The organism is Oerskovia sp. NPDC060287 (genome assembly GCF_042726775.1).
In the GTDB taxonomy this organism is placed as follows: domain Bacteria; phylum Actinomycetota; class Actinomycetes; order Actinomycetales; family Cellulomonadaceae; genus Oerskovia; species Oerskovia merdavium.
In genome coordinates this window covers 1-19,228 of the sequence record NZ_JBHXBO010000068.1, presented here as the reverse complement: position 1 = coordinate 19,228, position 19,228 = coordinate 1, and the positions used below count along the sequence as shown (strand labels likewise).

General features: G+C 73.9%; 18 protein-coding genes and 1 riboswitch. Of the genes, 12 read left to right on the top strand and 6 right to left on the bottom strand.

Features of this window, described 5'->3' with window-relative positions; all coding sequences use genetic code 11:
- Positions 1-45 precede the first annotated feature (45 nt).
- Together ACFWFR_RS08375 and ACFWFR_RS08370 are read right to left on the bottom strand one after the other, a co-directional pair.
- Positions 46-969: an LLM class F420-dependent oxidoreductase gene (locus ACFWFR_RS08375; protein ID WP_377615447.1), complete on the bottom strand. Its 924-nt coding sequence runs from the start codon at positions 967-969 to the stop codon at positions 46-48.
- Positions 970-1,033: 64 nt separating this feature from the next.
- Positions 1,034-1,633 (bottom strand): hypothetical protein, encoded by a 600-nt coding sequence (locus ACFWFR_RS08370; protein WP_377622373.1) that lies wholly within the window; start codon positions 1,631-1,633, stop codon positions 1,034-1,036.
- A 103-nt stretch (positions 1,634-1,736) separates the two neighbouring features.
- Between ACFWFR_RS08370 and ACFWFR_RS08365 the strand changes: the two genes are divergently transcribed.
- Positions 1,737-2,624, top strand: a complete 888-nt coding sequence (locus tag ACFWFR_RS08365; protein ID WP_377622372.1) for an LLM class flavin-dependent oxidoreductase — start codon at positions 1,737-1,739, stop codon at positions 2,622-2,624.
- A gap of 59 nt (positions 2,625-2,683) precedes the next feature.
- Here ACFWFR_RS08365 and ACFWFR_RS08360 read toward each other — a convergent pair whose 3' ends face one another.
- Complete coding sequence (locus ACFWFR_RS08360; protein WP_377622370.1) at positions 2,684-4,651, bottom strand: ABC transporter ATP-binding protein; 1,968 nt, start codon at positions 4,649-4,651, stop codon at positions 2,684-2,686.
- Between the two features lie 71 nt (positions 4,652-4,722).
- Here ACFWFR_RS08360 and ACFWFR_RS08355 point away from each other — a divergent pair, with 71 nt between their 5' ends.
- From ACFWFR_RS08355 to ACFWFR_RS08345, 3 genes are all read left to right on the top strand, one after another.
- Positions 4,723-5,382 (top strand): TetR/AcrR family transcriptional regulator, encoded by a 660-nt coding sequence (locus ACFWFR_RS08355; protein WP_377622368.1) that lies wholly within the window; start codon positions 4,723-4,725, stop codon positions 5,380-5,382.
- Between the two features lie 44 nt (positions 5,383-5,426).
- Positions 5,427-5,615, top strand: coding sequence for a hypothetical protein (locus ACFWFR_RS08350; protein WP_191805313.1), 189 nt, complete (start codon positions 5,427-5,429; stop codon positions 5,613-5,615).
- Positions 5,616-5,850: 235 nt separating this feature from the next.
- The gene (locus tag ACFWFR_RS08345; RefSeq protein ID WP_191805315.1) at positions 5,851-6,123 is read left to right on the top strand and encodes a hypothetical protein; all 273 of its coding nucleotides are present in this window, start codon (positions 5,851-5,853) and stop codon (positions 6,121-6,123) included.
- A gap of 94 nt (positions 6,124-6,217) precedes the next feature.
- On the opposite strand, the gene ACFWFR_RS08340 is transcribed toward ACFWFR_RS08345, so the two are convergent.
- Positions 6,218-8,884: a polynucleotide kinase-phosphatase gene (locus tag ACFWFR_RS08340; RefSeq protein WP_377622366.1), complete on the bottom strand. Its 2,667-nt coding sequence runs from the start codon at positions 8,882-8,884 to the stop codon at positions 6,218-6,220.
- Positions 8,881-10,341, bottom strand: coding sequence for a 3' terminal RNA ribose 2'-O-methyltransferase Hen1 (locus ACFWFR_RS08335; protein WP_377622375.1), 1,461 nt, complete (start codon positions 10,339-10,341; stop codon positions 8,881-8,883). Before ACFWFR_RS08335 ends, ACFWFR_RS08340 begins: the two co-directional genes overlap by 4 nt.
- Positions 10,342-10,572: 231 nt before the next feature.
- Between ACFWFR_RS08335 and ACFWFR_RS08330 the strand changes: the two genes are divergently transcribed.
- The 3 genes from ACFWFR_RS08330 to ACFWFR_RS08320 all read left to right on the top strand — a co-directional run bounded on the left by ACFWFR_RS08330 (position 10,573) and on the right by ACFWFR_RS08320 (position 12,852).
- The gene (locus ACFWFR_RS08330) at positions 10,573-11,757 is read left to right on the top strand and encodes a class I SAM-dependent methyltransferase (protein ID WP_377622364.1); all 1,185 of its coding nucleotides are present in this window, start codon (positions 10,573-10,575) and stop codon (positions 11,755-11,757) included.
- An 83-nt stretch (positions 11,758-11,840) separates the two neighbouring features.
- Complete coding sequence (locus ACFWFR_RS08325; RefSeq protein WP_377622362.1) at positions 11,841-12,146, top strand: hypothetical protein; 306 nt, start codon at positions 11,841-11,843, stop codon at positions 12,144-12,146.
- A gap of 58 nt (positions 12,147-12,204) precedes the next feature.
- Positions 12,205-12,852, top strand: a complete 648-nt coding sequence (locus tag ACFWFR_RS08320) for a DUF1684 domain-containing protein (protein ID WP_191805323.1) — start codon at positions 12,205-12,207, stop codon at positions 12,850-12,852.
- A 177-nt stretch (positions 12,853-13,029) separates the two neighbouring features.
- Here the strand turns inward: ACFWFR_RS08320 and ACFWFR_RS08315 are convergent, their stop codons facing one another.
- Entirely contained in the window at positions 13,030-13,638 is a 609-nt protein-coding gene (locus ACFWFR_RS08315) for a hypothetical protein (RefSeq protein WP_377622360.1), read from the bottom strand.
- Positions 13,639-13,874: 236 nt separating this feature from the next.
- On the opposite strand from ACFWFR_RS08315, the gene ACFWFR_RS08310 reads away from it, so the two are divergent.
- The 5 genes from ACFWFR_RS08310 to ACFWFR_RS08290 all read left to right on the top strand — a co-directional run bounded on the left by ACFWFR_RS08310 (position 13,875) and on the right by ACFWFR_RS08290 (position 19,116).
- Positions 13,875-14,684 (top strand): helix-turn-helix domain-containing protein, encoded by an 810-nt coding sequence (locus tag ACFWFR_RS08310; protein ID WP_377622358.1) that lies wholly within the window; start codon positions 13,875-13,877, stop codon positions 14,682-14,684.
- Between the two features lie 119 nt (positions 14,685-14,803).
- Positions 14,804-14,929, top strand: a riboswitch (FMN riboswitch).
- A 172-nt stretch (positions 14,930-15,101) separates the two neighbouring features.
- Positions 15,102-15,845, top strand: coding sequence for a nicotinamide riboside transporter PnuC (gene pnuC, locus ACFWFR_RS08305; protein ID WP_191805329.1), 744 nt, complete (start codon positions 15,102-15,104; stop codon positions 15,843-15,845).
- A gap of 110 nt (positions 15,846-15,955) precedes the next feature.
- Complete coding sequence (locus tag ACFWFR_RS08300; RefSeq protein ID WP_377622356.1) at positions 15,956-16,381, top strand: VOC family protein; 426 nt, start codon at positions 15,956-15,958, stop codon at positions 16,379-16,381.
- 152 nt (positions 16,382-16,533) lie between these two features.
- Positions 16,534-17,778 (top strand): acyl-CoA dehydrogenase family protein, encoded by a 1,245-nt coding sequence (locus tag ACFWFR_RS08295; protein WP_377622354.1) that lies wholly within the window; start codon positions 16,534-16,536, stop codon positions 17,776-17,778.
- Positions 17,779-17,925: 147 nt separating this feature from the next.
- Entirely contained in the window at positions 17,926-19,116 is a 1,191-nt protein-coding gene (locus ACFWFR_RS08290; RefSeq protein ID WP_377622353.1) for an acetyl-CoA C-acyltransferase, read from the top strand.
- Positions 19,117-19,228 lie beyond the last annotated feature (112 nt).

Genomic DNA, 19,228 nt, shown 5'->3' with positions numbered 1-19,228 from the left:
CCTTCCCGGAGAAGGTGCGCTCCGCCGTCGGGCGGGGTGGCGCGCTCAGCTCAGCTGCGGCCTGACCTCCCGCGCGATGAGCTCGAGGTGGTCGAGGTCCGCGAGGTCCAGGACCTGCAGGTAGAAGCGGGTCGCGCCGTCCTCGCTCGTGGCCGCGAGCTTGTCCGCGGCCTCGGCCACGGTGCCCGCGATGCCGTTGGTCCGCAGCTCCTCCGGGTCACGACCGATCGCCGCGGCGCGACGACGGAACTCCGCCTCGTCCTTGCCCACGCACACCACGAACGCCGCCGAGTAGATCAGGTCGTCGGGGTCGCGGCCCGCGTCCTGGCAGACCACGCGCACGTTCTCGATGCGGTCGCCCAGCACACCCGGGTCGGGGAACGCGACGTTGAACTCGGTCGCGTAGCGCGCCGCGAGCGCCGGGGTCCTGCGCGGGCCGTGCCCACCGACGATCACCGGGACGCGGCTCTGGACGGGCTTGGGCAGCGCCGGCGAGTCCGTGAGCGTGTAGTGCTCGCCCGCGAAGCTGAACTTCTCCCCCACCGGCGTCTCCCACAGCCCCGTGATGACCGCGAGCTGCTCCTCGAGGATCCCGAACCGCTTGGCCGGGAACGGGATGCCGTACGCGGTGTGCTCCTGCGGGAACCAGCCCGCCCCCAGGCCCAGCTCGATGCGCCCGCCCGACATCTGGTCGACCTGCGCGACCTGGATCGCGAGCACGCCCGGGTGGCGGAAGGTCGCCGAGGTGACGAGCGTGCCCAGGCGGATGCGGCTGGTCTCGCGCGCCAGGCCCGCGAGCGTGGTCCAGGCGTCGGTCGGGCCCGGGAGCCCGTCGCCGTCCCCCATGACGAGGTAGTGGTCGGAACGGAAGAACGCGTCGAAGTCGAGCTCCTCCGAGGCGCGTGCGACCGCGAGGATGTCGTCGTAGGTGGCGCCCTGCTGGGGCTCGGTGAAGATGCGGAGGTCGATCGTCATGTCCTCCACCTTGCCACGTCACCGAGGGTGCCGAGGGCGGGCGCGGGCCCGCCGCGACTCAGCCGATCTGCGCGGCGACCACGGTCACCGAGCGGCCCGGCGGAGCGGTGACCACGAGGTCGCCGTCGTCGGTCAGCGAGAGGTGGAAGCCACCGAGGTCGCGGGACACGCCGACGGGCGTCGGGTCGGACGCACCGGGCAGCGCGTCGGAGGCCGCGCGCGATTCCTCACCGGCAGCCCCCTCGGCGCCCGGGGTGCCCGGTTCGGCCGGGGCCGCGAGGTCGAGGTACTCCGTGAGGTCGCGCGACACCTCGACCAGCTTCACGGGCCAGCTCTCGCCCGGCTCCCAGGCCGCCCCGGCGCGCAGGCGCCGACCGACGAGCCCGACGAGCGCGGGCTCGTCGGCGGTCTCGAAGCGGACGTGCCCGCCCTCGTCGACCTGGAGGCCCGTGATGCGCTGGACGTCGACGATCTCGTTGCTCGCGGCGGCGACCAGGACGTCGGCGGCGTCGAGGAGCTCCTGGGCGTCGTCGGACTCCGCGAAGGCCTCGGGGGTGTCGACCTCGGGCACGGGCCAGTCGCCGCGGACCACCGCGAGCTGCTCGTCGCGCGACCCGGCGCGCGGGTAGCGGTGGGAGACGTTGACGACGACGGCCATGGAAACCTCCGGTGATGCGTGGATCGGACTCAGGACAGCAGACCACACGTCGGCGGTCTTCCCCGCACCGCGCGGGCCGCCCGCGGCACCGTAGGGTCGGGGCATGCGACTGAGCACCGTGATCCTGCCGATCTACCGCTGGGCCGAGGGGCGCGACGTGTGGCGCCGCGCGGAGGACCTGGGGTTCCACGCGGCCTACACGTACGACCACCTGTCGTGGCGCGACTTCCGCGACGGCCCGTGGTTCGGCGCGCTGCCCACGCTCGCCGCGGCAGCCGGGGTCACGGAGCGGATCCGCCTCGGGACCCTCGTGACCTCGCCGAACTTCCGCGAGCCCGTGACGCTCGCCAAGGACCTCATGACCCTCGACGACCTCTCGGGCGGGCGGGTCACGCTCGGTCTCGGTGCGGGGACCACAGGGTTCGACGCCACGGTCCTGGGGGGCGAGGGCTGGTCGGCCCGCGAGCGCGCGGACCGGCTGCGGGACTTCACGGCGCTGCTCGACCGCCTCCTGACCGAGCCCGCCGTGACGCACGACGAGGGGCACTACCGCGCGCACGAGGCCCGGACGATCCCGGGTCCCGTCCAGGAGCCGCGCATCCCGTTCGCGATCGCCGCGACCGGTCCTCGCGGCCTGCGCCTCGCGGCGCGGTACGGCCAGGCGTGGGTCACGACGGGCGACGACCGCGTCGGCACGGACGGCACGCCGGCCGCGTCACGCGCGGCCGTCGGCGCCCAGGTGTCCCGGCTCGAGGCCACGTGCACCGAGGCGGGGCGAGACCCGGGCAGCATCCAGCGCATCCTCCTGACGGGGTTCACGCCCGACCGGCCGCTCGACTCGGTCGACGCGTTCGTCGAGACCGCGGCGGCCTACCGCGACCAGGGCATCACGGAGATCGTGCTGCACTGGCCCATCGCGGACTCGCAGTTCGCTGCCGACCAGGTGACGTTCGAGAAGATCGCGACCGAGGGGCTCGCCCAGCTCGGCTGAGGCCCGGTGCCGGGCTGAGGGTCCGTCCGCGCGGCTCCTCCCGGCAGCGTCGGTCGCCCTCAGGCCTCGGTGCCCCCTCCGGCCCCCGCCTCGACCCGGGGCGTCCCCCGCTCCTCGCTCCGCGTCTCGGTCGAGATCCGCAGCGCGGCCACGAGGTCGCGGTACAGCTCGTCGGCGGCGAGCAGCTCGGCGTGCGTCCCGCGCGCCCGCACGCGACCGTCTTCCATGACGAGGATCTGGTCGGCGTCGATCACGGTCGAGAGCCGGTGAGCGATCGTCACGACGGCTCGGTCGCGCGACAGGTCCTCGATCACGGCGTGGACCGCGGCCTCGGTGAGGCCGTCGACCTGTGCGGTGGCCTCGTCGAGCAGCAGCACCTCGGGCGCGTGCAGCACGGCCCGGGCGAGGGCCACGCGCTGGCGTTCTCCGCCCGAGACCGTGGTCCCGACGAGCGAGGTGTCGAGCCCGTCCTCGAGCGAGCGGACCTTGGCGTCGAGACGGACCTTGGCCAGCGCGTCCCACATGGCGTCCTCGGTCGCGTCGGGGTCGGACAGGCGCAGGTTCTCGCGGATCGTGCCGGGCACGACGGGCGTCTCCTGCTCGACGTACGCGATGCGCGAGCGCACCTCGTCGAACGTGTAGCCGTCGTAGGGCCGACCGTCGAGCAGCAGCGTGCCGGACTCGGGCTGGAGGAAGCGCAGGAGCAGCGAGAACGTGGTGGTCTTGCCGGCTCCCGACGGGCCGACGATCGCGACCTGACCGCGCCGGGGCACCTCGAACGTGAGGTCGCGGACCACGGGCTCGCCACCGGGCAGGTAGCGCGCGGTCACGTCCCGGAACGCGAGCACGGGCGTCTCGCCCGCCTCGCCCGGGGAGGGGTGGGCGAGACGCGGTGGGTGCGCGGCGCCGTCGGGCAGGGCACTCCCCCGGCCCGACGACGGCACGCCCCCTCCCGCCGCACCTCGCCCGGGTGCGTCCCCGGCAGGGGCGCCGGCCCGCCCGGGCTCCTCGATCTCGATGGCCTCGACCTCGCGGATGCGGCCCGCGGCCGCGATACCGGCCTGGAGCTGGCTGACGTTCTGCGTGAGGCTCGTGACGGGGTCGACGATCTGGAACGCGTACAGCAGGAACGCGACCAGGCTCGAGACCGCGAGCAGGCCCTGGTCGACGCGCCACGCGCCGAGCGCGAGGATCACGATGATCGCGAGCTGGATGCCGCCGCCCGCGATGGTCCAGGCGACGGCCTCGGTGCGCACCGACCGCACGCTGTGCCGGGCCGCGTCGCGCGCGTCGCCGACCACGCGGTCGATCTGGCGCTGCTCGGCGCGGCTCGCCTTGATGGTCCGCAGCGCGCGCAGTCCGCCCTCGAGCACGCCGCCGAGCCGTCCGAGCGACTCCTGGGCCTGCTCCTGGGCCTTGGCGATGCGCGGCATGAGCGACCCCACGAGCACGCCGATGACGACGATCGCGAGGAGCGTCGTGCCGAGCAGGACCGTGTCGAGCACGGCCATGAGGACGATCGTCCCCACCAGCCCGACGACCGCGTTGACGAGGTTGACGATGCTCGACGACGCGGCCTCGCGCAGCAGCACGGTGTCCGAGGTGACGCGCGTGACGAGCTCTCCGGTGGGCCGCGACCCGAGCGCCCCGACCTTGGCGCGGAAGAAGCGGCGGACCATCGAGGTGCGGGCGTCGAGCACCACGCGCTCGGCGAGCGTGCCCAGCAGGATCCACTGCCACAGGCCCAGGACGAGCCCCACGAGCAGGAGCCCGACCAGCAGCCCGACGGCCGGCGCGAGCGAGGCCCCGGTGCCGAGCGTGTCGAGGACGCGCTTGGTGACCATGGGGGTCGCGAGGCTCGCGGCCGTGGTGCCGAGCCCGAGGACCAGGCCCAGCGCGAGCGTGCGTCGGTGGGGCTTGACGAAGGTCCACAGGACCTTGAGGCGTGGGAGGAGCGGCCCCTTGGGCTCAGGCGGCCCGGAGGTCTCGAGGGTCGGGTCGGTCGACGCGGGGGCGGTGGCGGCCATGCGCCCAGTGGAACACGCATGTCCCATTTCAGACAAGAGACGTCCCGTCGCTTCGCGGATACGCTGAGCACGTGACAGCCAGCGACACCGCCGCCGTGCCGCGCGAGGCGAGCGCCGACGCTCCTCCCGCCGCGACGCCTGCGGTCCCCGAGGCCCCCGCGACCGGAACCCGTGCCCGCACCCGGCGCGCGATCCTCGACGCGGCCGTCGAGGTGTTCAGCACCAACGCCTCGGCCTCGCTCGGTGAGGTCGCCCAGGCCGCGCAGGTCGGCCGCAGCACCCTGCACCGCTACTTCCCCGAGCGCGCGGACCTCATCCGAGCCGTCGGGGCCGAGGCCCTCGACCGCACGCGCGCCGCGATCCGCGCGGCCCGGCTCGAGGACGGCGACCCGGCCGCGGCCCTGCGCCGGCTCGTGATCGAGTACTTCGACCTGGGGCCCTGGTACATGCTGCTGTTCCACGAGGCCTCGCTCGCCGAGGACGAGGCGTTCTGGGCCGAGAGCGACGCGGCCGAGGCCCCCGTGCGCGCGCTGTTCGCACGAGGCCAGGACGACGGCACGTTCGACCCGACACTGACCATCTCCTGGAACCAGCGCACCGTGTGGTGGACACTGTTCAACGCCTGGTCGGTCATGACCGAGGACGGTGCGTCGCGCAGCGACGCGCTGCGCATGGCGGTCCGCAGCGTCGAGGGCGTGGTCCTCGCGGTGCGCAGCGCTCCCCCGGCCTGACCGCCCGCACCGACGACCCGCACGAGCGAACCGAGGACGACCGCATGAAGAACATCCGCTGGGCGAGCCTCCTGACCGTGCTCGGGTGCGCCGTGGTGGGGCTCGTGAGCCTGTTCTCGCTGCTCAGAGGCCGCACGTGGGCGTGGTTCCCGCTGCTCGTCGCGGTCGCGGTGGGGTTCCGCGAGATCCGCTACCTCCAGCGGATCGACCACCAGCGAAACGCCCCGCGGTAGTCTCGGTACCTGCCCCCGGCCGGCGCGCACCGGTCGGCTGCGCACCCAGGGCCCGCCCCTCAGGGGCGTCCCGGAGGGGATGTCCCCCATCCGACGGGCGCCCGTCATCCTCCGGGAGGACGGGACCCTCTCCGAGGATGGTTCGGAGGACCGATGTGCCCGCACCCCCGCCCCGCAGAGACTGGTAGCACGCCCCGCGACAGCGAGGGCGGCCAACTTTCCCTGGGGAGGAAGCATGACCACGCAGGTCACGACCTCGACGCCGATCCGCGTCGCACTCCGCGGCCACGACTCGACCGCGCGCCGTGCGCGCTCGTCGCAGCGCCCGGACGGCTCGCGCCCCACCTCCCTGCCCGACGACGACGCGTCCGTCCCGCAGTCACGTCGCCCGGCCGCGGCGAGCGACCCGTCCGACCGCGCGAACGGCTGGCTCGTGGCCGGCTCGGTCCTCGTGGCCATCGCGCTGTTCTCCGCGCTCGCGCTCAGCTCGTTCGCGACGCTGGGCTGACCGGCTGACCTGTCACGACCCCACAGACCCGTCAGGACCCGCGTGACCTCGAGGTCACGCGGGTCCCGCCATGTCACGGCCCTCCCCAGGCTGCTCAGAGCCGCGGGTCGACCGGCTCCGACTCGAGCGCCAGGACCGCGAAGACGACCTCGTGGACGCGCCACAGCGGCTCGCCCGCGACCACGCGCTCGACGGCCTCGAGCCCCAGCGCGTACTCGCGCAGCGCGAGCGACTGCTTGCGGCCCAGCGACCGGACCCGGAGCCGCTCCAGGTGGTGCTCCTGGGTGTACTCGGGTCCGTAGATGATCCGCAGGTACTCGCGGCCGCGGACCTTGAGCCCCGGCTGGACGAGCCCCTTGGGCCCGCGCACGAGGTTCGCGAGGGGCTTGACGACCATCCCCTCGCCGCCCGCCTCGGTCATCTCCTCCCACCAGCGGACCCCCTCGGCGCGCGAGGCGTCGTCCGCGAGGTCGACCACGAGACGGCGCGTCGGCCGGAAGAGCACCGGGTCGGCCTCGACCAGGCGGTCGGCGATGCCCAGGTGCCACAGGTGGTCGCGCGTCGCGTAGGTCGCCCCGCCCGGGGTGGCCGGGCCGGGGGCACCGACCGGTTCGCCGGAACCGCTCGTCCCGCTCGCGAGCACCTGGAAGGGTGCGAGCTGCACGCCGTCGAGCCCGTCGATGGGCCACCGGTAGCGGCGGTACGCCTCGGTGTATCTCTCGGCGTCGTCGGCGCGCGACGCCGTCCGCGTCCGCAGCCCCTCGACGTCGACACCGCGCGCGACGGCCGCGTCGAGCGCCGCGAGCGCGGGCGGCATGACCGCGCGCGCTGCGGCCCCGACGCTCGCGTACTGGTCGCGGATGAGCTGGTCGGCCTTGGCGGACCAGGGCAGGATCTCGGCGTCGAGCAGGACCCAGTCGGCCCCCAGCTCGTCCCACACCCCGGCCCCGTCGAGGGCCTTCGCGACGCGCTCGAGGAGGGCCTCCGCCGTCGGGCCGGAGAAGAGCGGACGTCCCGTCCGCGTGTGCGCGACCCCGCGCCCTCCCGGCTGGACGTCCACGCCGAAGCGCCACGCCGAGGCCCCGTACGCCTCGCGGCACACCAGCACCACGGCGCGCGAACCCATGTGCTTCTCCTCGCACACGACCTGCCCGACGCCGTCGCCCGCGTACGCCGCGAACGCGCCGTCGGGGTGCTCGAGGTAGCCGGGGAGCCGTGACGTCGCGACCGGGCTCATGGTCGGCGGCAGGTACAGCAGCGCCCGCGGGTCGACCGCGAACCGGCTCATGACCTCCAGGGCCCCCGCGGCGTTCTCCTCGGGGATCGTGATCCTGCCCCGCGTGCCCGTGACGACCGAGCGCCGGCCGAGCACGTCGGTCACGTCGAGCACGTCGGGATCGCGCTGCGGCTGTGCCCCTTCGGTGCCCGCCGCGTCGGTACCGGCGTCCTGCAGGAACGGGCGCGCGGGCTCGTAGTAGACCTCGGCCGCGGGCACCGAGACGAGCTCCTTCTCGGGGTAGCGCAGCGCCGAGAGCTTCCCGCCGAACACGCAGCCCGTGTCGAGGCACATCGTGTTGTTGACCCACTCGGCCTCGGGCGTGGGCGTGTGCCCGTAGAGCACCATGGCCCGGCCGCGGTACTCGTTCGCCCAGGGGTAGCGCACGGGCAGCCCGAACTCGTCGGTCTCGCCCGTGGTGTCGCCGTAGAGCGCGAAGCTGCGCACCCGCCCCGACGCGCGCCCGTGGTACGACTCCTTGAGCCCCGCGTGCGCGACCACGAGCCGCCCGCCGTCGAGCACGAGGTGCGAGACCAGGTCACGGCAGAACGTCTCGACGTCCTTGCGGAACTCCTCGGGCTCCTCGGCGAGCTGTGCGAGCGTCGTCTCCAGCCCGTGGCTGACGGTCACGTTGCGCCCCGCGAGCGCGCGCACGAGCTTGTGCTCGTGGTTGCCGGGTACGGCGAGCGCGTGCCCCGCCCGGACCATGCCCATGACGAGGCGCAGGACGCCCGGCGAGTCCGGTCCGCGGTCGACGAGGTCGCCCAGGAACACCGCGCGGCGGCCTTCGGGGTGGGCGGCGTCGACCGCACGGCCGGCCTCGTCGCGCTCGATCACGTATCCGAGCGTGGTCAGCAGGGCCTCGAGCTCGGCGCGGCAGCCGTGCACGTCACCGATCGCGTCGAACGGCCCGGTCTGGTCGCGGAGGTCGTTCAGCAGCGGCTCGCGGGAGATCGTGGCGGACGCGATCTCGTCGACGCCGCGCAGCACGTGGACCTTGCGGAAGCCCTCTCGGTTCAGGGACTTGAGCGACGAGCGCAGCGCCTGGCGCTGACGCTTGACGACGTGGTCGCCGAAGTCGCGGTCGGGGCGGGAGCGGTTGCGCTCGATCGCGACGGTCTCGGGCACGTCGAGCACGATCGCGACGGGCAGGACGTCGTGCGCCCGCGCGAGCGCCACGAGGTTCTTGCGCGCTGCGGACTGCACGTTCGTCGCGTCGACGACCGTCAGGTGCCCCGCCTCGAGCCGCTTGCTCACGATCGTGCCGAGCACCTCGAACGCCGCGGCCGTGGCCGACTGGTCGTTGACGTCGCCCGAGACGAGGCCGCGGCAGAAGTCCGAGGAGACGGCCTCGAAGGGCCCGAACCGTTCGCGTGCGAACGTCGACTTCCCGGACCCGGACACCCCGACGAGGACCACGAGCGAGAGCTCGGGCACGGTCAGGACGCGGGGGCCCTCGTCGGTCACGCGCTGCTCCTCGGTCATGCTCCTGCCTCCGTCGATCGTACGAACAGCGCCATCTGCGTCGGCGACCCCAGCCCGCGCGGCCCCACGTCCTCTGGCCCGACGTCGCGGAAGGTCACCGCGTACCCGTGACGGTGCGCGACGCCGTCGGCCCACGCCTGGAGCTCGGCGCGCGTCCACTCGAACCGGTGGTCCGTGTGGCGGTGGCCGTGCTCCTCGAGCGCCGGGTACAGCGCGTTGTACTCGACGTTGGGCGTCGTCACGACGACCGTCGCCGGCCGGGCCTCGGCGAACACGACCCGTTCGAGCGCGCCCAGGCGCGGCGGGTCGACGTGCTCGATCACCTCCATGAGCACCGCGGCGTCGAAGCCCGCGATCCGCTCGTCGCGGTACGTGAGCGAGGACTGCACGAGCTGCACGCGCTCGCGCTCGGCGTCGCTCGCGTCCTCGAGACGGAGGCGCGTCGCGGCCCGTTCGAGCTCGCGCGCCGCCACGTCGGTGCCGAGCAGCCGCGTGAAGCGGCGGTCGGCGGCGAGGAGGCGCAGCAGGGCGCCCTCGCCGCACCCGAGGTCGACGACGCTGCGCGCGCCGACCTCGTGCAGGGCCGCGATCACGGCCTCGGCGCGCTGCCGGGCGAGCGTGGGCGCCTTCTCCTGCCCGACGGCGTCGCTCCCCGCGGCGGGGACGTCGCCCTCGGTCGGGGTCTCGTCGGTACCGGGCTCGGCGCCGGCGTCCGTCCCGGCGTCCGCAGGCAGCGGGCCGCCGTCGAGCGTCACGAGGCGGTCGGTCGCGTCCTCGACGTACCGGTGCTGGTGCGCGAGGTAGCGGTGCATGATCTGGTCCCGCTCGGGGTGACCGGCGAGCCACCCCTCGCCCGCGCGCAGCAGCTTGTCGACCTCGTCGCCCGTGACCCAGTAGTGCTTGGCGTCGTCGAGCACGGGCAGAAGGACGTACAGGTGGTGCAGGGCGTCGGCGAGCCGAACGGTCCCGGTCAGGCGCAGGTCGACGTAGCGCGAGTCGCCCCACTCGGGCACGGTCGGGTCGAGCGGCTCGGGCGTGGCGACGACGGTCCAGCCCAGGGGCTCGAACAGGCGCTCGGCGAGCCGCGCACCTCCGCGGCACGGCAGCGCGGGGACGTGGATCTCGAGCGGGACCGGGGAGTCCGCGAGCGCCTGCCGGGAGTCGCAGCGGCCCGTCATCGCGGTGCGGAACACTGCGCCGAGCGCGACCGCGAGCATCGACGAGGCGGCGTAGGGCCGGTCGTTGACGTACTGGGCGAGCGAGAACGCGTCGCGGCCACCGAACCGCTTGTTGCGCACGATCCCCACGGGGTCGACCTCGAGGAGCAGCGCGACCGTGCAGCGCGCGGGCTCGGCCTCGGGGTAGAAGACGTGCGCCGTGCCGACGGGCAGGTCGAACGACTGGGCCCGCGCGGGGTGCTTGTGCAGCAGGTACCCGAGGTCGGTCGCGTCCGTCATCGCTGTCGTGGGCGTCTCTGGTGCTGGTGTCTCTGTCCCGGGCGCAGCCGCACCGGGCAGGGCGGTCCTGGGCAGGGCGGTCCCGGCCGGCGCGCCGGCGGTCGTCGTGAGGGTGACCAGCATGCTGTGCATGCTCCCACGGGTGCGCAACGGATTTACGCTGGAGGTGGTCCGTGCGTCCGCGCGTCGACGACGACCGTGGACGCCGTGTCCTCGACGGACGGAGCAGTCATGTCCACGACACCGCAGGTCCCGGTCGGCGTCCCCGACGGACGACCCGGAGGACCGCCCGGCTCGCTCCCCTCCCCCGCCCCTGCGGACTCCGGCCCGGGGGTCGACGAGTTCGCCGAGCGGCTGTTCGCGTCGTCCCTCGGCGCGATCGAGGTCTTCGGGGTGTATCTCGGGGACCGGCTGGGCTGGTACCGGTCGCTCGCGACGGACGGTCCTGCGACGTCGTCCGAGCTGGCCGCGCGGACGGGCACGCAGGAGCGCTATGCGCGCGAGTGGCTCGAGGGGCAGGCGGTCGCGGGGATCCTCGCTGTCGTTCCTGGGCGCGTGCCGTCCGGCGTGCCGGGGGACGACGCCTCGGCGCGCCGCTACGCCCTGCCGCCCGGCCCGGCCGAGGTCCTGACCGACGAGCACAGCCTCGCGTACCTGGGACCTCTGCCCCGGTTGTTCGCGGCCGTGGGGCGCACGTTCGACGAGCTGCTCGACGCGTACCGCGACGGCGGCGGGGTCTCGTGGGGCCGGCTCGGCGCGGACGCGCGCGAGGCCCAGGCGGACCTGAACAGGCCGTGGTTCGAGCACGAGCTCGCGGGTGCGCTCGGTCAGGTACCGGACCTGCACGCGATCCTGTCGCGCCCGGCGGCGCGCGTCGCGGACGTGGGCTGCGGCGCCGGGTGGTCGACCGTCGCGCTCGCGCGCGCGTACCCGCAGGCCCGGTTCGACGGGTACGACGTGGACGCCCCGTCGGTCGACATGGCCCGCGCGAACGCCGAGGCCGCGGGGGTCGCGGACCGTGTGACGTTCCGGGTCGCGGACGCGGCGACGCTCCCCGACTCGATCGCGCTCGACGCGGCCTTCGCGTTCGAGTGCACGCACGACATGCCGCGTCCGGTCGAGGTGCTGTCCGCGGTGCGTCGGGCCGTCGTGCCCGACGGCGCCGTGGTCGTCATGGACGAGGCCGTCGCCGAGGAGTTCACCGCGCCGGGGGACGAGGTGGACCGGCTCATGTACGGGTTCAGCCAGTTCGTGTGCCTGCCGGACGGGTTGTCGTCGTCGCCGTCGGTCGGCACGGGGACGGTCATGCGGCCCGCGACGCTCGAACGGTACGCGCTCGACGCCGGGTTCGAGCGTGTCGAGGTCCTGCCGATCGAGGGGTTCAGCCTCTTCCGGTTCTACCGGCTGCACCACTGAGCACCCACCTGGCGCTGCCCCGGAAGCAGCCGCTCCCCTAGGCTGTGCTCCGCGGCGCCGCCCCGGGGCCAGGGGGAGGACGCATGGCCAGGACGCCCCGTCGGGAGCCGACCGAGACGGAGAAGCTGGGATCGGTGTCGTCCTTCGTGGGGATGCTGGTCGGCCTGCCGACCGCGGTGGTGCTCGTCGTGGCCCTCTTCCTCGATCTCCCGGACGCAGTCGTGTGGACGTTCGCCGGCTTGTTCGTCCTGGGACTGCTGGCGTCGCTCGTCCTCGACGTCGTCGAGGCCGTCCGGCACCGTGCGGGGGCGTGGGGAGTGCTGTGGGCCGGAGCGAGCTCGCCGTTCCGGTACGCGTTCGGGTGGTTGAGGGTCTTGCCGACCTTCTAGGCCGGCCGAGCGGTCGGATCGAGGTGCCGGTGCGCTTCCGGGCTGACACGCTGGCCAGATGATCACCGAGCTGCACGTCGTCGACTGGCGCCGTCGCGTCCAGCACCTGTACGCGCGCGTCCGCGACGTGGCTGTCGAGGACCCTGCGGCCGCGCACGAGTACTGGGTCGCGTCGCGCGACGACCTCCTGGCCGAGCACCCGGCCTCGCCGCTCCTGCCCGAGGACCGGGCCGCGTTCACCGGGGTCCCGGTCGGTCCGTACGACGCCGCGATGCGTTTCGAGGTGCCGCTCGTGCCCGACCCGGCGCGCGGCACTCCCGCAGCGGTGCGGCTCGACGTCCCGACGGGCACCGACGGTGTGGTGCCGTTCGAGCGCGTCGGGAGCCTCGACCTGCCCGGGCTGGGGTCGCTGGACGTGTGGGCGCTGCGGTCGTACGGGGGCGGTCTGTTCGTGCCGGTCAAGGACCGGTCGCGAGCGACGTACGGCGGGGGGCGGTACCTCCTGGACACGATCAAGGGCGCGGACCTGGGGTCCGCGTCCTCCCGTCCCGTGCCCGACGGCGACGCGCCCCTGGTCGTCGACCTCAACTTCGCGTACAACCCGTCGTGCGCGTACGACCCGGCGTGGGCGTGCCCGCTCGCCCCGGCGGGGAACACGCTCGCGGTCGAGCTGACGTGCGGGGAGCTGGTGCGGGCCGCGGCGTAGCGTTCGCCGGGCCCTGGTGACGGGCACGCCGGGCAGGTGCGCCGGGCACGTCGGGCGCTACCCCCGGGTGTGTTTTCTCTGCCGCCACAACAATTGTGGTGGCTGTGCGGACGACGACCTCCGGAGGACAGCGGCTCGGTCACCCCTCGGCCCGGCGATGCCGCCACGCGACCGGTCTCAGTGCAGGAGCGACTTCAGCCCGATGATCAGCAGACCGAACGCCCCCGCGATCACGGTCTCGACCGTCAGGGCCCAGCCCCGGACCCCCGCGCGATGCGCTGCCAGGTGCCCGAGGACCGCGAGCATGATCACGGTGAACCACAGCGCGAGCAGCGCAGCCCCCGGCACGTCGAGGCCGAACAACCGGCCCACGAGGTAGACCGCGAGCGCCGGCACCCCGCCGAGGAGGACCCACACCTCCTCGGAGGACGCGAGCCTCAGCCGCTCGGCAACGGAGTGCTCGGTGTCCCGGAAACGCCCTCCGAGCGCCGACACGTACACGTGCGCGGCCCAGTAGACGATCAGCACGCCCGCGACCGCGGCCACGACGAACTCGCTCGACGCGTCGTGCGTGCTCGACACCGCGAGCATGAACCCTGCGACCACGGCGCCGTAGAGGAAGTCGGCAGGGCCGCCCCGCGCGAACCGGTCGCTCAGGCTGTCCCGCTGGGCGTGGTGGTCGACGTTCTTCCACGAGCGCGCGGCCGGCTCGCCCTCGCCCCCGTGCGCGCTGCCCTCAGCGCCCTCTCCGGAGCCTGCCGCCCGCGTCTCGTCGCCGTCCGTCATGCGCGTCGCCTCCGGTCGCGTCAGCCTGTCTCCGCCTCTCTCGTCACTGTAGCGACGCCGTCGGGCACGGCGCGCGGCGACCAGCCGCCGACCCGACGGCACGGCGCGCGGCGACCAGCCGCCGACCCAGTGTCGCCCGATGCGGCGACCACGCACGGACCATCTGCCGAGCAGCCCCCGCCCACGGCCTCCCCGCGGCATGCCCCGCCCGCAGCACGCGGTGTACCGTCCCGTTCATGAGTGCCGCACGAAGCAACACGCACGCGCAGGCGGTCGACGCGGCGATCGAGCTGTTCACCCGGAAGGGCTACGAGCAGACGACCGTCGAGGACATCGCCGACGCCGCGCAGATCAGCCGGGCCACGTTCTTCCGACGGTTCCGCTCCAAGGAGGACGTGGTCTTCGCGGACCACGAGCTGCTCCTGGACGCCGTCGTGGTCCTCCTCGGGGAGACCCGCCCCGCCGCGCGGGGCGTCACCCCCGAGGAGCTCGAGAACGTCGACCCGTACGTCGAGGTGTGCAAGGCGGCCCGGCTCGTGTTCGACCACCACGTGGGCCAGCGCGAGACGTCGGTCGCACGGCACCGTCTCCTGCAGGACGTGCCCGCGCTGCGCGACCGCGAGCTCGTGACCACGCACCGCTACGAGCGGGCGTTCACGTCCTACCTGCGCGACACCCTGCCCGCCGACACCCGGAACTCGACCGCGTCGGTCGCGTTCGCGGCGTCGGTCGTCGCGGTGCACAACGCGATCCTGCGCCGCTGGTTGCGCGACCCCGACCAGGACCTGCGTCCCGAGCTCGAGGAGGCGTTCGCGGACCTGCGCCGCGCGGCCCGCAACCCCGCAGGCCCGACGACGGAGCCACCCCAGTCGTCCACGTCACCCGGGCGCACCGGGGGCGAGGCGGGCGACGGTCCGACGGCGGGCCCCGCTGCCGACACCACCGTCGGTACCGTGCCGACCCGCCGCGTCGTCGTGACCGTGCTCGACGGCGACGTCGACCCCGACGAGGTGGCCCGGGCCGTGCGCGACGCGTTGAGTGCGTGATTCGGCTGCGGCTCGCCGGGCGTGTCGCAGCCGAACCACGCACTCGGCACAGCACCGACGAGCCCCGGGAATGCACCGGTACCATCGGCGGTTGCAGCACTACAGCAAGCAGTACGCACGAACGTGCTCCGGGGTCGGTGCAATTCCGAGCCGGCGGTGACAGTCCGCGACCCGCGCCCACGCGCGGTTGACCTGGTGGAACTCCAGGACCGACGGTGAAAGTCCGGATGGGAGGAAGCACGTGCGGCACGGCCGTCCCCGGCCGGGTCGGGCACGACGATCCGTCGAGCCCGCCCACGACCGTCGGGACCGGTCTCGCCGTGGTGAGCGCCGCCGTCGGGCAGCCCGGACAGGGCATCCCCGACCAGGCGCCCGCCCTCACCCCGGAGCCGCCGTGCCCAGGACGAGGGAACATCGATGGACCTGATCCACGCGCTCTTCGACGCGCAGCTGACGATCGGCGGCCAGCACCTGCTGTGGCGGGAGATCGTCGGCAACGGGTTCGGCCTGGCGTCCGCGCTCGGAGGCATGCGCCGCAAGATCTGGGCGTGGCCCGTGGGGATCGTCGGCAACCTGCTGCTCCTCACGGTGTTCCTGGGCGCGGTGTTCGCGACGCCCAACCCCGTCAACCTGCTCGGCCAGGCCGGACGCCAGGTCATGTTCGTCGTCGTGTCGGTGTACGGCTGGGTCCAGTGGCGGCGCACCCGCGCGCGCCTCGGCCAGGACGCGGCGAACCTCGACGCGGACAGCCACGGGGTGTCGGTCGAACCCCGGTGGGCCACGTGGCGGCAACGCGTCTTCCTCGTCGTGGCGCTCGTGGGCGGGACGCTCGTCCTGACCCCGATCTTCCGGATGCTCGAGTCCTACGAGCCCGTGTGGGCCGACGCCTGGATCTTCATGGGCTCGCTGCTCGCGACGTACGGCATGGCCAAGGGCTGGGTCGAGTTCTGGCTGATCTGGGTCGCGGTCGACATCGTGGGCGTGCCCCTGCTGGTCGACGCCGGCTTCTACGCGTCCGCGTTCATGTACGTGTTCTACGGGGCGTTCACGCTCGTCGGGTTCTTCGTGTGGTGGCGGATCGACCGACGTGCCAAGGCCCTGCGGCTCGCGGGCTCGCACCCCGACGAGAGCGCGGGGGCGGCCGTCGTCGGACGGGACTGACGCTCCCCCCTGCCGTCGGCCCCGCCGCGGGCGGATACTCGGAAAGGGTGCGCCGCTGCGCAGCGCACCCGCATCCGGCTCGACGACGCGACGGGAAAGGCGGCACCACCATGGCCACGCGACTCAACCCCTACCTGAACTTCCGCGACGACGCACGACAAGCGATCGAGTTCTACCGCGACGTGTTCGGGGGCGAGCTGACGATCAGCACGTTCGCCGACTTCCAGGCCTCCGAGGACCCGGCCGACGCCGACAAGGTCATGCACTCCCAGCTCGAGTCCCCCCACGGCCTGGTCCTCATGGCCGCGGACACCCCGAGCTCGATGGAGGTCCCGACCGGCGCGGGATTCTCGATCTCGCTGAGCGGCGAGCAGGCGGACGACGCCGAGCTGCGCGGCTACTGGGACAAGCTGTCGTCGAGCGGGAGCGTGACCGTGCCGCTCGAGGTCGCGCCGTGGGGCGACGCGTTCGGCATGTGCGTCGACGGGTTCGGCGTGAGCTGGCTCGTGAACATCTCGGGTCCAGCCCAGGCCTGACCGGGAGACCCGTCGCCCGGGGTCGTGCGTACCCCGGGCGGGGCTCCGCGATCGCCGCTGATACCGCGTCTCTTGACCTGAGACGCGATATCACGCACCATGGGGTGTATCGCCCGACACCGACGTCCGGCCCGACACCGGGAGCATCCCCCATGACGATCGAGAACCCCGTCCGCCAGAACGTGACCGAGCCGGACTACGACCTCTCGCAGCCGCTCGGCATCGACTACGCCGGCGCGTTCTCGGACGCGACCGACGCCGACCGCGACCTGCAGCAGCGGGTCCGCACGTTCGTCCAGGACGAGGTCCTGCCCGTGATCGACGGGTACTGGGAGCGCGCCGAGGTGCCGTTCGGCCTCGCCAAGCGCATGGGTGAGCTCGACTTCCTGCGCGACGGCGTCGACGTCCCCGGCTCTCCCCGGATCAGCCTCATGGGCGCCGGTCTCGCCGAGATGGAGATGTCGCGCGGCGACGGCTCGGTCGCGACGATCTGCGGCGTCCAGGGCGGCCTCGCGCTGCGCTCGATCCAGCTCCTCGGCTCGGACGAGCAGAAGGCCGAGTGGCTCGGCCCGCTCACACGCGGCGAGAAGCTCGGCGCGTTCGCCCTGACCGAGCCCACGCACGGCTCGGACTCGGTCTCGCTCGAGACCACGGCCCGCCGCGTGACCCGCGACGGCGTCGAGGGCTTCGTGATCGACGGCGAGAAGAAGTGGATCGGCTTCGGGTCGTGCGGCGACATCACGGTGCTGTGGGCGCGACTGGTCGGCGAGGACGGCGACAACCAGGTGCACGGGTTCCTCGTGCCCCAGGACACTGCGGGCTACGCGGCCAAGACCATCGAGGGCAAGGTCTCGCTCCGCGCGATCTGGCAGGCCCACATCGTCCTGACCGACGTGTTCGTCCCGGCCTCGGCCATGCTCCCGGGCGGGCGGTCGTTCAAGGACACCGGCCGCGTGCTCCAGGCGACACGCCTCGGGGTGGCGTGGTCCGCCGTCGGGCACGCGACCGCCTGCTACGAGACGGCCGTCGCCTACGCCAAGCAGCGCGTCCAGTTCGGCCGCCCCCTCGCGGCCAACCAGATGGTCCAGGAGCGGCTGACCCGCATGCTCTCGACCCTGACCCAGATGCAGCTCCTCGTCGCGCAGATGACCCGACTCGACGAGGCCGGGCAGCTCTCCGGCCCGCAGGCCTCGATCGCCAAGTACACCTGCACGCGCGGCGCCCGAGAGATCGCGGCGAGCGCGCGCGACATGCTGGGCGGCAACGGCATCCTCCTCGCGAACCGCGTCGCGCGGCACTTCGCGGACGTCGAGGCCCTGCACACCTACGAAGGCACCGAGAGCGTCCAGGCCCTCATCGTGGGTCGCGACATCACGGGCGTCTCGGCGTTCGTGTAGCCCCCACCGGCGGCGCTCCCCCGTACCGGGAGCGCCGCACCCACGCGAGCGGCCCCACGGGGCCGCCCCACCCCAGACCACCCGGCGCGGACCTCCGTTCACCTGACACCCCCGATCCGCGCCGGGCCCTTTCCGATGGAGCACCCCATGAGCAACGACGCCCACGTCCCCGTCCTCCTGCACGGCGCACGCACGCCGTTCACGCGCTTCCAGGGCGCGCTCGCGTCGCTGCCCGCGCACGAGCTGGGCGCGCACGCGATCCGCGGCGCGCTCGACGCCGCGGGCGTCGCCGCCACCGACGTCGACGCCGTGATCATGGGCCAGGTCATCCAGGCGGGCGGCGGTCAGGGGCCGGCGCGCCGGGCAGCGATCGCGGCCGGGATCGGCTGGGACGTCCCGACTGTCACGATCAACAAGCTGTGCCTGTCGGGCCTGACCGCGATCATCGACGCCGCACGCCTGATCCGCACGGGCGAGGCGTCGGTCGTCGTCGCGGGCGGCCAGGAGTCCATGACGAACGCGCCGCACCTCGTGCTCGGGTCGCGCAAGGGCTTCGCGTTCGGTGACGTGACCATGGCGGACTCGCTCACCCACGACGGCCTGCGCGACCCGTTCGACGGTCAGATCATGGGCGAGGCCACCGACCGCGGCTGCGCGACGCGCGGCATCGGCCGCGGGGAGCAGGACGAGTACGCGGCCCGCTCGCACACCCTCGCGGCAGCGGCCCGCGAGGAGGGGCGGCTCGCCGAGGAGATCGCGCCCGTCACCGTCCCGCAGCGCAAGGGCGACCCGGTCGTCGTCGCGGACGACGAGGGCATCCGTCCCGGCACCACGGTCGAGGCGCTCGCCCGCCTGCGCCCCGCGTTCGTCGAGGACGGCACCATCACGGCCGGCTCGTCGTCACCGCTGTCCGACGGCGCCGCGGCGGTCGTGGTCGTCAGCAAGGCCTTCGCGCTCTCCCGCGGCCTCACCTGGTTGGCCGAGATCCGGTCGGCCGGCCAGGTCGCGGGGCCCGACAACTCGCTGCACTCCCAGCCCGCCCGCGCGATCACCCACGCGCTCGAGCGCGAGGGCATGAAGGCCGACGAGCTCGACCTGGTCGAGATCAACGAGGCCTTCGCGGCCGTCGCGCTCCAGTCGGTCGAGGACCTCGGGATCGACCCCGGGCTCGTCAACACCGACGGTGGCGCGATCGCCCTGGGCCACCCGGTCGGCGCCTCGGGCGCGCGCCTGGCCCTGCACCTGGCCCTCGCCCTCCAGCGCCGCGGGGGCGGCGTGGGCGCCGCCGCGCTGTGCGGCGGCGGCGGGCAGGGGGACGCGCTGATCCTGCGCGCCTGAGCTCTTCCCCTCGCGTCGGGGGGGGGGGGCGCCCCCCGCGCCCCGGGGGCCCCCCCCGCGGGGCCCCGCGCGCGCGCGCACAATACAGAGGGGGGGCTCATAGACCACCACA

Coding starts and splice junctions, on each gene's coding strand:
- ACFWFR_RS08370 (WP_377622373.1), bottom strand. CDS start 1,633: ATGGCCGTCGTCGTCAACGTCTCCCACCGCTACCCGCGCGCCGGGTCG.
- ACFWFR_RS08365 (WP_377622372.1), top strand. CDS start 1,737: ATGCGACTGAGCACCGTGATCCTGCCGATCTACCGCTGGGCCGAGGGG.
- ACFWFR_RS08360 (WP_377622370.1), bottom strand. CDS start 4,651: ATGGCCGCCACCGCCCCCGCGTCGACCGACCCGACCCTCGAGACCTCC.
- ACFWFR_RS08350 (WP_191805313.1), top strand. CDS start 5,427: ATGAAGAACATCCGCTGGGCGAGCCTCCTGACCGTGCTCGGGTGCGCC.
- ACFWFR_RS08345 (WP_191805315.1), top strand. CDS start 5,851: ATGACCACGCAGGTCACGACCTCGACGCCGATCCGCGTCGCACTCCGC.
- ACFWFR_RS08340 (WP_377622366.1), bottom strand. CDS start 8,884: ATGACCGAGGAGCAGCGCGTGACCGACGAGGGCCCCCGCGTCCTGACC.
- ACFWFR_RS08335 (WP_377622375.1), bottom strand. CDS start 10,341: ATGACGGACGCGACCGACCTCGGGTACCTGCTGCACAAGCACCCCGCG.
- ACFWFR_RS08330 (WP_377622364.1), top strand. CDS start 10,573: ATGTCCACGACACCGCAGGTCCCGGTCGGCGTCCCCGACGGACGACCC.
- ACFWFR_RS08325 (WP_377622362.1), top strand. CDS start 11,841: ATGGCCAGGACGCCCCGTCGGGAGCCGACCGAGACGGAGAAGCTGGGA.
- ACFWFR_RS08320 (WP_191805323.1), top strand. CDS start 12,205: ATGATCACCGAGCTGCACGTCGTCGACTGGCGCCGTCGCGTCCAGCAC.
- ACFWFR_RS08315 (WP_377622360.1), bottom strand. CDS start 13,638: ATGACGGACGGCGACGAGACGCGGGCGGCAGGCTCCGGAGAGGGCGCT.
- ACFWFR_RS08310 (WP_377622358.1), top strand. CDS start 13,875: ATGAGTGCCGCACGAAGCAACACGCACGCGCAGGCGGTCGACGCGGCG.
- pnuC (WP_191805329.1), top strand. CDS start 15,102: ATGGACCTGATCCACGCGCTCTTCGACGCGCAGCTGACGATCGGCGGC.
- ACFWFR_RS08300 (WP_377622356.1), top strand. CDS start 15,956: ATGGCCACGCGACTCAACCCCTACCTGAACTTCCGCGACGACGCACGA.
- ACFWFR_RS08295 (WP_377622354.1), top strand. CDS start 16,534: ATGACGATCGAGAACCCCGTCCGCCAGAACGTGACCGAGCCGGACTAC.
- ACFWFR_RS08290 (WP_377622353.1), top strand. CDS start 17,926: ATGAGCAACGACGCCCACGTCCCCGTCCTCCTGCACGGCGCACGCACG.